At 65.8% G+C, this 14,642-nt stretch carries 7 protein-coding genes and 3 pseudogenes; 4 read left to right on the top strand and 6 right to left on the bottom strand.

Annotation, left to right across the window (positions count from 1 at the left end; translation table 11 throughout):
- Positions 1-89: 89 nt before the first annotated feature.
- Together ACZ4WS_RS45380 and ACZ4WS_RS45375 are read right to left on the bottom strand one after the other, a co-directional pair.
- Positions 90-263 (bottom strand): hypothetical protein, encoded by a 174-nt coding sequence (locus ACZ4WS_RS45380; RefSeq protein ID WP_467989705.1) that lies wholly within the window; start codon positions 261-263, stop codon positions 90-92.
- A gap of 31 nt (positions 264-294) precedes the next feature.
- Positions 295-462, bottom strand: coding sequence for a hypothetical protein (locus ACZ4WS_RS45375; RefSeq protein WP_467989703.1), 168 nt, complete (start codon positions 460-462; stop codon positions 295-297).
- Positions 463-512: 50 nt separating this feature from the next.
- Between ACZ4WS_RS45375 and qcrB the strand changes: the two are divergent.
- A pseudogene (gene qcrB / locus ACZ4WS_RS45370) lies at positions 513-1,670 on the top strand (cytochrome bc1 complex cytochrome b subunit); the annotation flags it as partial.
- Positions 1,671-1,810: 140 nt separating this feature from the next.
- Here the strand turns inward: qcrB and ACZ4WS_RS45365 are convergent.
- Complete coding sequence (locus tag ACZ4WS_RS45365) at positions 1,811-2,041, bottom strand: hypothetical protein (protein WP_467989708.1); 231 nt, start codon at positions 2,039-2,041, stop codon at positions 1,811-1,813.
- A 1,005-nt stretch (positions 2,042-3,046) separates the two neighbouring features.
- Here ACZ4WS_RS45365 and ACZ4WS_RS45360 point away from each other — a divergent pair.
- Both ACZ4WS_RS45360 and ACZ4WS_RS45355 read left to right on the top strand, forming a co-directional pair.
- Complete coding sequence (locus tag ACZ4WS_RS45360; RefSeq protein WP_467989701.1) at positions 3,047-5,581, top strand: Pls/PosA family non-ribosomal peptide synthetase; 2,535 nt, start codon at positions 3,047-3,049, stop codon at positions 5,579-5,581.
- Positions 5,582-5,689: 108 nt separating this feature from the next.
- Positions 5,690-6,344, top strand: a pseudogene (locus tag ACZ4WS_RS45355) (Scr1 family TA system antitoxin-like transcriptional regulator).
- Positions 6,345-6,500: 156 nt separating this feature from the next.
- Here ACZ4WS_RS45355 and ACZ4WS_RS45350 read toward each other — a convergent pair.
- Together ACZ4WS_RS45350 and ACZ4WS_RS45345 are read right to left on the bottom strand one after the other, a co-directional pair.
- Complete coding sequence (locus ACZ4WS_RS45350) at positions 6,501-8,909, bottom strand: tetratricopeptide repeat protein (protein WP_467989700.1); 2,409 nt, start codon at positions 8,907-8,909, stop codon at positions 6,501-6,503.
- Positions 8,910-8,953: 44 nt separating this feature from the next.
- Entirely contained in the window at positions 8,954-9,313 is a 360-nt protein-coding gene (locus ACZ4WS_RS45345) for a hypothetical protein (protein ID WP_467989699.1), read from the bottom strand.
- 603 nt (positions 9,314-9,916) lie between these two features.
- Here ACZ4WS_RS45345 and ACZ4WS_RS45340 point away from each other — a divergent pair.
- Positions 9,917-10,861: pseudogene (locus ACZ4WS_RS45340) on the top strand (IS481 family transposase).
- 384 nt (positions 10,862-11,245) lie between these two features.
- Here ACZ4WS_RS45340 and ACZ4WS_RS45335 read toward each other — a convergent pair.
- Positions 11,246-14,467, bottom strand: a complete 3,222-nt coding sequence (locus ACZ4WS_RS45335) for an NB-ARC domain-containing protein (RefSeq protein ID WP_467989706.1) — start codon at positions 14,465-14,467, stop codon at positions 11,246-11,248.
- Between the last annotated feature and the right edge of the window lie 175 nt (positions 14,468-14,642).

Raw genomic sequence — 14,642 nt, 5'->3', positions numbered from 1 at the left:
GACCGGTACCTGCACCACCTGCCACCAGCCCCTGCCCAGAACATTCGCCACCAGCCCAAAGAGAGCCAGAACAACCTAACGGAGTCCTACTAGGCTTTGCGGGCGAGTTGTTGAACCTCCTGGAACTGCCGGAGTCGGCCGCCCGCACCGAAGCCGAAGAACACGGCATCGCAGGCGAACGCGCCACCTCCCAGGCCCAGCTCGCCTTCACCCTCGCCTTCACCCACCCCGACACCGCGGCCACCGACATCGACCTCGCCCACCAGCTCCTGACCGAACTCGTGCTGCGCGTCACTACCGCCACGTCCAGATCGCCGAACTCATCCGCGACGCCAGCACGCCCAGAGCAGATGAGACACTGGTGACGCAGATCGTCGGCACCATCGTGCCCACGGACATCCGCGGCGAGGTCATGCGGCCGCCGACCAGCTCCAGCACGCTGCCCTCCCTCGTGCTGCGCATGCTCGAAGAACTCCAGGTCGAGCCGGATTTGCCGTACCGACGCGCACACCATGTTCACCGGCTTCACCGGCTACGGGCTCCCGGACGACCTGCTCTCCGGCACCGGCATCCGCTTCATGGAGGGCGCGGTCCTGTCGATTCCGATCGTCGGGACGTACCTGCCGTTCTTCATCTTCGGCGGCGAATTTCTCGGTACCGACTTCGTCGCCCGCTTCTACTCTGTTCACGTCCTGGTGCTGCCGGGCATCATGCTCGCCCTCATCGTGGTGCACATGATCTTGCTCGTCTACCACAAGCACACGCAGTTCGCGGGTCCCGGAAAGAGCAACGAGAACGTCGTCGGCATGCCGCTGATGCCGGTCTACATGGCCAAGGCCGGAGGCTACTTCTTCCTGGTCTTCGGCGTCATCGCGGCCATGGCAGCGATCGCCACGATCAACCCGATCTGGGCCATGGGCCCCTACCGGCCCGATCAGGTGTCCACCGGCGCCCAGCCCGACTGGTACATGGGCTTCACCGAGGGCCTGATCCGTGTCATGCCGGGCTGGGAGATCAACCTCTGGGGCCACACGCTCGTCCTGGGCGTGCTCATCCCGCTGGCGCTCTTCCCGCTGATCCTCGCGGCGCTCGCTGTCTACCCGTTCATCGGGTCCTGGGTCACCGGCGGCAAGCGCGAGCACCACATCCTGGACCGCCCGCGCAACACCCCCACCCGCACCGCCTTCAGCGTGGCATGGCTGATCATGTACGCCGTCCTGATGATCGGCGGTGGCAATGACCTCTGGGCAACCCACTTCCACCTGTCGATCAACGCCATGACCTGGTTCGTCCGCATCGCGGCCTTCGTTGCCCCGGTCCTCGCGTTCGTCATCACCAAGCGGATCTGCCTCGGCCTCCAGCGCCGGGACCGCGACAAGGTGCTGCACGGCCGAGAGACCGGCATCATCAAGCGCCTGCCGCACGGTGAGTTCATAGAGGTCCACGAGCCGCTCAGCCAGGAGCAGCTGCACACGCTCACCGCGCACGAGCAGTACCAGCAGGCCGAGATCGGCCCGACGGTCGACGAGAACGGCGTCGAGCACAAGGTGAAGCGCTCCGAGAAGCTGCGCGTCAGGCTCAGCAAGGCGTACTACGCGGACGAGGCACAGGTGCAGAAGCCGACTGGGGAAGAGTACAAGTCGATCAGGAGCGGGCACAGCCATCGCTGATCGGGTACGTCGGCCCGACTCCCGCGGCCGCCTCACAGGCGGCAGGGCCGGGGACGCCGACGACGGGGTCGTACAGCGCCAGTCCGGGTGCATGCGGAGGCGGGCACGGATGATGACATCCGGGCCCGCCCCTCGTCACGTCAGCCGAGGCCGTCCGCGCCCACCTGGACGGCGGATTCGTCGAGCAGGGCGTCGGAGACGGGCTGCGGGTTCCCGTCGAGGCCGAGGACCGGGGTGGCCTCCTTGTACCAGGACTCGATGACCGCGTTGCCCCAGAAGTCGCGGCGGCGGTCGTCGTGGACGTCCGTGCCCGGCCTGTACTTCACCGGCATCCAGGCGGCGGCGACCTTCGGTCCGCTGCTGCGGTTCACCTGCGGCACCGAGTTCGCGGCACCGCAGCTGGCGGCGGCCGTCGCGGGGCGCCGAGCTGCGGGGTAGAAGCCTGCAGCACCCTGCCCTACGAGGGATGGGCTCGCCCCAGCTCTGATCGTGAGAGAGCACCCGGCATACCGCCCGTGCGTCGGCGGACGGTCCGTACTGACCGTCGGCGCGGGCGGGCGCGACTGCGTGTACCCACAGGTTCCCGCACGGCAGGGCACAGCCGGGATGGTTAACGCAAGCTCGGCACGGACTCGGCCTGGCCGCCCGTCCTCGACGCCACGGACGTCAAGCAGGTGAAGCAGCCCGACCACCCGTACAAGAAGCATGTGGCCGGAGGCACCCCCGCCGACCGGCGGGGGTGCCTCCGGCCACATGACGGATGGTTGAAACGGGCATTGTTCGGGAGCCTGGAAACATGGGATACGGCTCAGCTCCGGGCCATGCCGTCCGCGTCACCAACCTCGGACGACTCCCCCTTCTGTGCGTCGACGACCGGGCGATTGATCGGTCTCGATCTGGCACGCTTCACTCTGGATGTCCGAGCCGTGCTCCTGCAGCTGTCAACGCGCCGGGTAGCCGGCTGACCGGCGATCGGACTCGTCCTGATCCTTCCAGCGGTCCTGATAGCCCTGCGACGCGGCCCGGCCGTGCTCGACACCTCTCACCGCTGAGAGGCGCGGACCTGGCCGCGTTCTGTCACGTCTGCAATTGCGGGCCGTCGTCCATACACGCTCGGCACGCAGGGCACGCGACAGTGCTCGAAAAGCCAGGCCATAGGCGGTGTAACCGTTCGGCCGGGTCGGTTCGCCGTGTCAAGTCGCGGATTCCAATGGCAGGACGCAGATCGCCCGATCCGGCCTACTGGGAGGGAAGCGTTTGGCACGGAGCAACGCGCCGTGTTCCAGGACTGCTGTTACTTCACTACGTGCACAGCAGGGACGCGACGTTTCGGCGGTTGTCAGTCAGTGGACTGACCTGACTGGAGGCGAAGGCACATGTACTCCAACACCACGGCCGCAGGCACGAGCAGTGCAGCGGCTGCCACCGAGATGCAGCTGGGCGAGGTGCTGGCTGGCGTCCTGCGTACTGAGCGGGTGCCGGTGGACGGTAATTTCTTCACGGATCTGGGTGCTGATTCGCTGGTGATGGCTCAGTTCTGTGCGCGGGTGCGTAAGCGGGATGATCTGCCGACGGTGTCGATGAAGGACATCTACCGGCACACCACGATCAGCAGCCTGGCCGCCGCGTTCGTGGACACCGCTCCCTCCGCTGTCCAGCCCTCGGCACCCGGGCATGCGCCGTCACCGACCTCCCAATCCGTCCCCGAGGCGGCCGATGCCCAACCCGAAGCATCGGGCGCGCCGCAGTCCGGTCCATGGCGGTACGTGCGGTGCGGGACGGCCCAGCTGCTGATCTTCCTCGTCTTCTCGTCCCTCGGTGCCACGATCGCCGTCCTCGGATACGAGTGGATCCTGGAAGGCTCGGGGACGGCCGGCGTCTACCTGCGGGCGGTGTTGTTCAGTACGGCGCTCTTCCTCGGTATCTGCGCGCTGCCCATTGCGGCCAAGTGGATCCTCATCGGCCGTTTCACCCCCCGCAGGATCCCCGTTTGGAGTTTCGCCTACCTGCGCTTCTGGTGCGTCAAGGCCCTCATCCGCACCAGCCCGGTGCGTCTGTTCACCGGTTCACCGCTGTACGTGCTCTACCTCAGAGCCCTCGGCGCACGCATCGGAAAGGGCGTCACCATCCTTTCCCGCACCGTCCCCGTCTGCACCGACCTCCTCTCTATCGGGGACGGCACGGTCGTCCGCAAGGACGTGCTGCTGTCCTGCTACCGGGCGCACGACGGCTGGATCGAGACGGGGCCGGTCACCCTGGGCGCTGATGTGACTGTCGGAGAGCAGGCCGTCATCGACATCGGGACGTCGATGGGCGACGACGCCCAGTTGGGGCACGCCTCCTCCCTGCATTCCGGGCAGGTGGTTCCGGCCGGAGAGTCGTGGCACGGCACGCCGGCGCAGCCGACGACGACCGACTTCCGGGCCGTCGAGCCTGCCGCGTGCGGCCCCCTGCGCCGGGCCTTCTACAGCCTTTCGCAGCTGCTTGCCATGCTGCTGGCGTACCTGCCGCTGACGCTGGCGGGCGTGGCCCTGGTTTTCACCGTGGTGCCGCAGCTGAACGCGGTGTTCACCCCAGGGCCGCCGGCTTTCACCAGCCCGGCGTTCTATCTCGAGGCGCTCGTCGCTTCCCTGGTGGCCTTCTTCGGCGGCATATTGGTGGGCCTGCTGGTGGTGAGCACGGTGCCGCGGTTGCTCAGCCTGGCGATCGAACCGGGCAGGGTCTACCCGCTGTACGGCTTCCACCACGGCATCCAGCGGGTGATCACGCGGCTGACCAACATCAGGTTCTTCACCACGCTCTTCGGGGACAGCTCCGCGATCGTGCACTACCTGCGGTGTCTGGGATACGACCTGTGCCACATCGAGCAGACCGGGTCGAACTTCGGCACGCTGGTCAAGCACGACACCCCGTACCTGAGCACGGTCGGCAGCGGGACGATGGTCGCCGACGGGCTGTCGATCATCAACGCCGACTTCTCCAGCTCGTCCTTCCGCTTCTCCCCGACCTCGATCGGGCCGAGCAACTTCCTCGGCAACCGCATCGTCTACCCGTCACGCGGCCGGACCGGCGACAACTGCCTGCTCGCGACGAAGGTCATGGTCCCCATCGACGGGCCGGTCCGCGAAGGCGTGGGACTGCTCGGCTCACCCAGCTTCGAGATCCCGCGCAGCGTGCTGCGCGACACCCGGTTCGACCACCTGGCCCACGGCGATGAGCTGCGCCGCCGACTGGCTGCCAAGAACAGGCACAACGCGGTCACCGCGAGCCTGCACCTGCTGGCGCGATGGTTCCACTTCTTCGCACTCGCCCTCATCACCATGGCCGCCGTCGAGCTCTATCAGACCATCGGCATGCCGGCCTTCGCACTGGCCGGCCTGCTCACCTGGATCTTCACCATCGTCCACTTCACGCTGGTCGAACGGGCCGTCACACGGATCCGCCCGGTGAAGCCGCTGTACTGCTCGATCTACGAGCCTGACTTCTGGGGCCACGAACGCTTCTGGAAACTGACGTCGCACCAGTACATGCAGGCCTTCAACGGCACTCCGTTCAAACCCATGGTCTGGCGGCTGCTGGGCGTCAGGATCGGCCGCCGGGTCTTCGACGACGGCTGCTCGATCACCGAGCGGACCCTCGTCAGCATCGGGGACGGCTGCACCCTCAACGCCGGGACGATCATCCAGTGCCACTCGCAGGAGGACGGCGCCTTCAAGTCCGACCGCGCCACGATCGGCGCTGGCGTGACCCTCGGCGTGAACGCGCTTGTCCACTACGGCACCACGATCGGCGACCAAGCACAGCTGGCCGCCGACTCCTTCCTGATGAAGGGCGAGGAAGTTCCACCGCATGCACGGTGGGGCGGCAACCCGGCCCGAGAAGACACCACGGCCGTGGCTCGCGTTCTTTGAGCTTCCTGCGGTTGGCGGGCCCGCTTCACGTCACCGCTGCTGGGCAGCCCGGTGCCGTCCCCTGCGGCGAGTTCGCCGCCCAGCTGCGCAAGGCCTGACGAGCCGCCGGTGAGCACGGACTACCAGCAGGCCCGGGAAGCTCTCGGGGTACGGCTCCGGGAACTGCGCCTCTCGGCTCCCGGAGGACGGCTCACCGGCCCTCAGCTCGCCCAGCGGCTGGGCTGGCCGCACTCCAAGATCTACAAGCTGGAGAACGGCAGGCAGACCGCCACGCCCGAGGACCTGCGCGCCTGGGCAGACGGCGTCGGGCAGCCCGGGGCTTTCGATGAACTGGACGCGCGCCTCAAAGGGTTCGAGTCCCACATCCGCTCGTGGCGCCGCCAGCTCGCCGCCGGCCACAAGCCCGTCCAGGACAGCTGGAACTTGGAGATCGACCGGTCCAAGGCCATCTATGCGTGGGAAGAGTCCGCCCGTGCTCGCCAGTCAGCTCGACCGCCTGGCCGGCATCGTCGGGATGGACACCGTTGAACTCGGGATCATTCCTCTCGGGGCCTCGTTGAAGATCCCCACCGCGAACGGTTTTTGGGTCCTGGACGACCGACTCGTGATTGCCGAGGACTGGCACGCGGAACTGTGGCTGGACGACTCGGACAGCATCGCCGCCTACCTGCGCGTGTGGCGCACGCTCCGCGAGTCCGCGGTGTACGGGGCTGACGCCCAGAACGTAATCAATGCGGCACGGCGGGCGCTCAACTCTCGCTGAGATGCTCCTGTCGCGAGCCATTTTCCGGCTCCCGCGGGCACCCTCATACCTTGCTATCGCTACGCTTGCAGTAACCCGCTGCCGTATCCGCCGTGCCTGTCGAGCCAATCCCTGCCACCGTGGCCGGAGCGAAAAAGGTGACGCAGGTAATGCGGGTCAGTCTGAAACGGGATCTCTTTCGAAGTCACCGCTGGCTGGTTTTTCCAATTCACTTCGCCAGAAAGCCAAGGTGTTCTCTGTTTTGATCGTTTTTGGATGATCAGCGCCCAGCATCCGGAATCGAGTATTGAAAAGTTCGGTCAGTCTCTCGACAGCTCCTGCCGCATCGCCGGATCTGCCCTGCCAGTGAGCTAGGTGTGCCAGAACGCCGAGAGTTTCGGAGTCCCCCGGACCGAGGATTCGTATCGAATCATTGTGCAGTTCTTTTAGCGCGGCGATTGCTCCTGGAATATCGCCGGCCTGTCCACGCCATATGGCCAGATTCTCCCTCATGCTGAGCGTTTCGCGGTGCTCGCGGCCATAAACCCGTACATGATCGTCGAATAGACTCGCGAAGGCGGCAACCGTCTTGTCTGGGTCTCCGGCTTCTCCTATCCACGCAGCCAGATGGCTTCGAGCAACGAACGTGTCTGGATGGTCTCGGCCCTGGATCTCGACCATGCGTTGCACCACGGCTGATAGCGCGACAACCGCACCGGCTGCGTCGCCAGCCTCGCCTCGCCATTTGGCAAGGTTGCCCTGTGCAATGAGAGTGTTCGGATGGGCGTCTCCGAGGAGCCGTACGTACCTGTCCACGACCTTGGTGAGCGCGGCAGCCGCACCTGCCGCGTCACCGGCCTCACCTCGTCGTATAGCCAGGTCGTGAAGGATTGTCCAAGTGCTGGGGTGATGTTTGCCGCGTACTATCAGCGTGCGCATCAGTAGATCTTCGAGTGCAACAACCGAGCCCGCTTTATCCTGCGTTAGGCCTTGCCACATAGCGGCACTGTGTTGAGCCGCGATAGTGCCAGGGTGATAGTCACCATGGTGGTGGGCGGCAACGTTGGCAACGTGAGCGTAATGGCTAGTGACGGCCACTACATCGCCAGCCTGTCCAAGACTTTCGCCCATACGGTACAGCACCTTGTGTGGACGCGGCAGGAACAGAGCATCTGAGGCGATCGCCATGAGAGACGAGGTATTGGCTCGAAGTGCCTGTGCCAGTAGGGTGTCGCGGTCTATCTCGGGCCAGGCGTCAAATAATGCGTCAGCAGTGAGACGACCAAGGTAGTTGTGCTGACGACAGGTGAGACTGTCACGGGTAACGCGCTGGATTAACTGGTGGACTCGAATGCTCGCGTTGGCAGATGCTACGGGATAGTCGATGAGGCTGAGTCGGTGCAGGACTCGCAGCGCACCTACGGCCTCCTCTTGGGTGACAGCGACGGGCCGCAGGACAGGCCACCATCTTCGCCATCTTGCCCGCTTACGGCCTTCTGCTGCGCCACGAGACATAGAAAGAAAGAACAGAGCAGGCCCGCTTGTGAGGATCTCCTGGGGGATACCGTTCGGTCCCAGCATGGCAGCCAACTGGAGCATGGGGCGGGCCAGATGAACAGGGCTGATCTGGTCGGCGCGTTCAATTGAAAGTGCCCAGGCGGCGGCAACCGGGGTGGTCTGGTCGTCGGGAAGCCGGGCTGGTGCCGTGTCCGCGAGAGTCGCGGCCCGGTCGGCCAAGAGTTCACGGTATGCACCAGTAGCGATGCCCGAGTCGATGAGGTAAGCCGCAGCCTGAGCGAGAGCGAGAGGCAGATACCCGAGTTCGGAGGCAAGAGCAGTGAGCTGTTCTGCAGCGTCGACGCGGCGATGGTGAGAGAGGGATTCAGTGAGGTAGGAAACGGCTTCAGTTGAACCGAAGAGGCCAACTTCAATCGACGGTCGAGCCTCGGTGATCAGCGCTGCGTCTCTGCGACGCGTGGTGACAACTGTTCGACCTTGCGGATTAGAGGGCGGCCACAGGCCACGGAGATCATCGGGGTCAGCAACGTCGTCCAAGACGATCAGCCATTTGCAGAGGCGAGGGCCCGTTCGCGGTTCGAGCCAGGCGAGGAAGGTCTCAGCGGCGCGCTCGGGTTCGTCGGGATCGGCCCGGCACAGTTCTACGCCGGCCTGTGCGAGTCGGGACACGATCGCCGAGCGGTCACCACCTGTCACCCACACTAGGACGTCAAGTCCCTCACCTTGCCATGCGCTCCGTGCGTAGGCAGCGGCAATTTGAGTCTTGCCGACCCCTCCCATCCCCGCAAGAACGGCTGTACCGCCGTGATCAAGTGCTGCCCGTAACAAGTTCTCCTGCTCGCGGTGTTGAAAGGACTGCGCGGGAGACGGAATGACACCAACCTGGTGCGGCCATGTGGCTGGCTCCCGAACGGCGCGGTGTTGCACCACCGTTAACTGCTCCGTGTGCAGGAAGCCGCTGACAGCCATACCCCCGTCAGAAGCATGTGCATCTCCGCTGTTGGCCACCGTCATCGCCGCGTCGACGTCTTCGCGCTTCCGCTTGCTGCGTTTGATGCGTCCAGCCACGTGCCCCCGCCTCTCAACTGTGTCCTCACACGAGTGGGGGCCTGTCAGCTGTAGTCGATGCCGGTGACGGCGTTGCTGCCATCGCCGGTGGCGGTCGCGTTTCCCGTGTCTTTCGACGTGGCAGATCCTTTGCCCCGTCCCTGTGGGCGCTTGATGCCAGTGACTGATCGACCTCCGTCACGGGCGTCGGCTGTTCCGGTACCTTCGGCCTCGTCTTCCGTACCTTGTGGCGTGGCTCCGGGAAGAAGCAGCGCGCACAGCAGAGCCCCGACTCCGACGGCAGCCTGGACAGAAGCACCGACCATAGCTCCAGTATCGGGATCATCCAGCAGCCAAACCAACGGTGTGGACAGGGCTATCACCAGGCCGAGGACAATGAGCGTGATCTTCCAACTCCGCGACATCACAGTCTCCCCTCCGTCGACTGTCTGACCATGTTTGTCACCGGCCAGGACGTACTGGCGCAGTATGCCCCTTCCGAGGGAGGTATATGGCCTTCCTGGCAGCACAGTTGGGAAACTGTTCAAGTCGGCCGGAGTACTAGCCATGTCCGCGACGTGATGGGGTAGAGGAATCAGCCAGCGCAGGCCTACCGCCCCCGTATCGGGTTGATGCCGATCGACCGCAACCCCTGGACGGCTTCCGCCACCCTCCAGCGCGCCATCCGCTTCCGACGGTCATCCTCCGTCTCGTCAGCGAGAGCCAACTCGTGGACTGCGGCCCGATACTCCGCCTGCAGTCGCTCCCGGCGCTCGATGCTGGGCACGACGAGCGTCCGATGCGAGTGGTACGGGTCACCTCCGCTCGCGCGGAGAGCAGATCAGGGCGTAGGTCATGCCGGAGGCGTAGAGCGGGTCACCTCCGCTCGAGCGGAGGTGACCCGTCTGTCGGCGAACGCGTCTGGTGGTCGCTGTAGTGCTCTCCGCGCGAGCGGAGGTGAACCGGTGTCGGTATAAAACTGACGATCATCGTTGACACCTGGGTCTCCGATCACTACGGAGATCCACATGTCGAAGTCCACCCCTCCGCTCGACCGCGAAGCCAAGCGGCGCCTGGCAGTGATACGCCACGTCGAAGAGGTCACCGGGAACGTTGCGTTGTCCTGTCGGTACTTCGGGATCAGCCGGCAGGCGTACTACACCTGGTACCGCCGCTATCAGGCCGAGGGCATCGAGGGGTTGCGCACCCGGTCCAAGGCGCCCAAGGTGTCCCCGAACGCGACCCATGTCGAGGTGGTCGGGAAGATCATCTATCTGCGGCAGAACTACCACTTCGGTCCCGAGAAGATCGCCATGTACCTCAAGCGGTACCACGACGTCACCATCAGCAAGTCCGGCGTCTGGCGGATCCTCAACCGGCTGGACATGGGTCGCCTGCCAGCCTCCCAGCGGTACAAGCGCCACGACCGCAGATGGAAGCGGTACGAGAAGCAACTACCCGGCCACCGCGTCCAGATCGATGTGAAGTTCATCGAGCCACTCGCCTCGATGCCTCAGGGGCGCCGCGGCGGGCGCAACAAGTACTTCCAGTTCACCGCGATCGACGAAGCACGAGGCTGCGGGTGCTGCGGATCTATCCGACGCTGAACCAGGCCACCGCGATCCAGTTCCTCGACTACGTCATCCAACGCCTGCCCTTCCAGGTCGAGGTCATCCAGACCGACAACGGCGCCGAGTTCCACCTTCCACTGGCACGCGCTCGACAAGGGCATCGCCCACACCTACATCAAGCCCCGCACACCGCGACTGAACGGCAAGGTCGAACGCTCCCACCGCATCGACGCCGAAGAGTTCTACCGGCTCCTCGACGGCGTCATCATCGACGACGCCGAGGTCTTCAACGACAAGCTGCGCGAGTGGGAGGACTACTACAACTACCATCGCCCCCACGGCGGCCTCGGCGGCGAGACGCCCTACGAACGCCTCAAGCAGAAGGCCACGACCCAGGCGTAATCGGTGATCGTCAGTTGCACACCGACAAGCGACCAGGCCACCGCCATCGTCGAAGGCGAAATTCCCGCGTGAAGGTCTGCGCTACAGCGGCACGGTGGGAGTGGATCCACTGGGCAGGACCCCGGAGTGGCATGTTCGAGACGGCGGTCCAGTCCACCCTCTCGGTGATCTCCCCGTTGGACAACGAGGTTACTCGTGAGCCGCCCATGTCTCCGCCGATCACCTCGGGGCAGTGAACGAGGCTTCCAATGGGCTTCACAGGCCGCCTGCGCACGTCCAAGATCGATGCTGAACGCGCCGCGTGGCGCACGGAGTCCGGAAGCTTGAGGTGCAGGACGGCCGTGTCACGGGTGATGGACCGCGTCGACGCCAGCAGGAAGGTCCTTAAGGCGGCGGCGAGTCTTGGCAGAAGTCGTAGTAGAACAGTCCGCGACTTCCTCCCACTACCAACCGGGTCCCGTCCGGAGACCAGGCGCAAGAGGTCATCGTGCCATCGTTGCGCACGGCGGTCACCGCGCGGCCTTCGTCCCAGATCATGGCCGTTCCGTCGGCCGAGGCAGATGCAAGCACGCGGCTGCCTGGTGCGAACGCCACGCCGGTGACTGCACGTTGATGCCCTGTCAGTTCGGCGGCATCCGTAGAGGCGGTCCACAGGCGGATCGTGCAGTCGTCGCCGGCGATCGCCAGGGTGCCGCAACCGTCACCGGCGTAGTCGAGTGACCGAACCGTGGCTTCGATGGGAAGACGTGCCGTACAGGTACGTGTGTCCAGATCCCACTGCAACACGGCGTTGCATTCGCCGCCTGCCGCCAGCTGACGACCGTCCGGCGAGAAGGCCACCGCTCGCACGCGGCCTCCGTGGTCGGGCAAATCCACAGGGGGCAGACGGAGCACGGTGTCTCGAGCGTCCCAGATGCGTACTGAGGTGCCGAATCCAGCGGCGACCGAAGCTCCGTCGGGAGAGAAAGCGATGGTTGAACGGGGATCCGAAGAACCCGCCAGGACACTGTCGTGTCCCAGGGGGATCCCGAAATTCCCGAGTCTGCGCGACGCGGGAAGAAGGCGGATGTGGCCATCACTGCCGACGACCGCGATCCACTCCCCGCTCGGGGAGTAGGCCACCGCCCGCCCCGGCCCTCCCGGAGCGAAGGTCTGTGGGCCGCCTCCGGCATTGGCCCACATGGTCCCGACGCCCAGGGGGCCGGCTGTCGTGATGCTTCTGCCCGTAGGGCAGAAGGCCACGGAATACACCTCCAGGTCCTTGACCCGGGCAGGGCGTCGTTCGTTGCGGGGTGCGTGTTCGAGTTCCCACAGCCGAACCGTCTCATCTGCGGAACCGGATACAAGACATCGGCCGCGCGGCATGAATCTCAGCGCCCGTACCCCGCCCGTGTGGCCCGTCAGTGTGTGCACGGGGAACAGCTCGATGCCTACCCTGTGGCGCCGTTCTTCCTCGGTCTTCGTGCGTGGCTCGTACACCTCGATGACGTGGTCTCCTCTTGCTACGGCCAGCTGGTTCCCGTCCGGGGAAATCGCCAGCGCACGAGCAGCGGTGGGCGCTTCCCGGCAGCGATCGAGCGGCACATGGCCGCGGTCGGGCACAAGGTCGATGATGTTCACACCCCCGTCAGCTTCGCCGCAGGCCAGCCATGTGCCATCGGACGCGAACGCCAGGGCCGTGGGCTCGTAACTGGACCGCTGCGCCGCAACGGATGTCGTCAGGTCGTACATCTGGAGGATGCTCTGCGGGCCGCCGCTGGCCACCGTGGTCCCATCCGGTGAGACGGCCACTGCCTCCACTGGGAAAAAGCCCTGGCGAAGGATCTTCACAGGTCTGGCCCGTTGAACGTCCCAGAGCTTGACCGTGCCGTCCTGGCCACCGGTGACCAGGGATCTGCCGTTTGGGAACACAGCGAGCGCGGTCACGGGCCCTGTGTGTGCCTGCCACGTTCGCAGGCGTCGTCCGTCGTCGGCATCCCACAGGCACGCGCTGCCGTCTTCGGCGACGGTGACGAGCCAGTCGCCGTGCGGTGAAATGACGCAGGCCCGCATCGGAGCGTCGTGGCAGACGTATGTACCTGCGCGCACGCCGTTGCGTATGTTCCAGCGCTGGAGTTGGCCCGCTGCATCACCTGCGGCCAGCCAGCTGCCGTCAGGCGCCACGGCGACGGTACCGACCGAGGCGGTGCCGGGCAGGGTGCGCAGGAGGGCGGGATCGGCACTGTCCGGCGAGTTCCAGCGGTGCGACAGATAGGGACGGGCATCCGGGTCGCCGTCCCGTCGGCGATGAACGTGGTCCTGCCAGGAGGGAAAGACTGCCAGCCGGGCGTGCAGCGCATGAGCCGTCAGACGGGCGTCGTCACCGATCGGAGCTATCAAGTGGGCGACACCCGACAGACAACGAGCCCGCTCCGCGGCCGCGGCCGTACCGACCCGAACGAGGTCGCTGACGGGCGCGATGGGCCCGCGCTGCCGCAGCCGGGCCTCCACCCATCGCAGATCACTTGCCAGAGCCTCGGCGTCGTCCGTGCGGCCCGCGTCGGCGTGGTGTGCGACCAGGTGGTCGAGGAGATAGCCGTCCGTGAGCTGCCAGGCATCCGTGGCCATGTCGGCTGCTGCTTCGAGGATCCTGGCGTGCAGGTGGGCCATGTCGTCGTCGCTGACCTCGTCGACGAGATAGTCGCGCAGCACGTCATGCAGATGAACCCGACCTCCGTCGTCGGAGGTCAGCGAAACGAGCGACAGTTCGCCGAGATCCGCACACAGCATCCGGGACTCCTGCTCGGTGAGCCCGGACGTTGCCCGCCACAGACGGATGATGAGAGACAGGGGAATGGCCTCGTCTTCCGCGAAGACCGCAAGCTCGGCAAACCTCCGTGCGCTGCCCGGCGGCAGCAGGGTAGTGGCCGCTCGCACGGTTGCCTGGACCAACAGGGCACGCCGTGCAGGGCTATTGAGGTCGATCGGCCGGATGCTCGCCCGCCGGTTCATAGAGGCCGGGCCACTGACGCGCAGACTGTTCAAGACTTCTTGTGCCGCGTCGGCCGGATCCATGTGCGTGTCATGGATCAGCCTCGCCAACCGCCGGTTTGTCAGACGCAGGAGCAACGCCCACCGGCCGGTGGCATCCAGCAGACCGGCCACAGTCCTGGGCGGCAACGGAGGCAACTGCCAGGTCAGCACCTCACGCGCCCGGAGAGAGTCCATCTCATCAACCCGCACCCGGTTGGCGCCGGGCGGAAGGAGTGCAGGTCTGCGGGTGGTGACCAGACGGACGCAGTCACGGCCACCCTGGAGGAAGGGAGCAAGCTGCTCCGCCTCCCACACGTCGTCCAGCATGAGCAGAGCGCGCGGGCGCTGGTCCAGGAGCCTTCCCAGATGGGCGCCGGCCAGTTCAGGGTCATCGAAGGCGGTGGTGTCACCGGTAATGAACCGGGTGGCGTCGGCGACCTTCGCTGCGATCGCGGCCGGGCCACGCACATCTCGCCCGATGGTGAAGGTGTACACCCTCCCGTCGAAATGCTCTTGGACTTCAGGCGCAGAACAGACGATCTTCGCCAGGACCGTCTTGCCGAATCCGCCTGCGCCTTCGAGGGAGGTGGTGATGGCAACCGTGCGGGAGTCACGGTCACGGGACTGGCAGACGGCGCGGATCGCTTCCGTTGCCTCGGGACGCTCGACAATCCATTCTTCGGCCCCGGGGGGGGGGGGGGGGGGGGGGGGGGGGGGGGTGGGGGGGGGGGGGGGGGGGGGGGACCCCCGGCACCAGACACCGCCCGAT

The sequence above is a fragment of the Streptomyces sp. NPDC029292 genome, from assembly GCF_055569295.1.
This window is presented reverse-complemented; position numbering and strand designations above follow the sequence as displayed.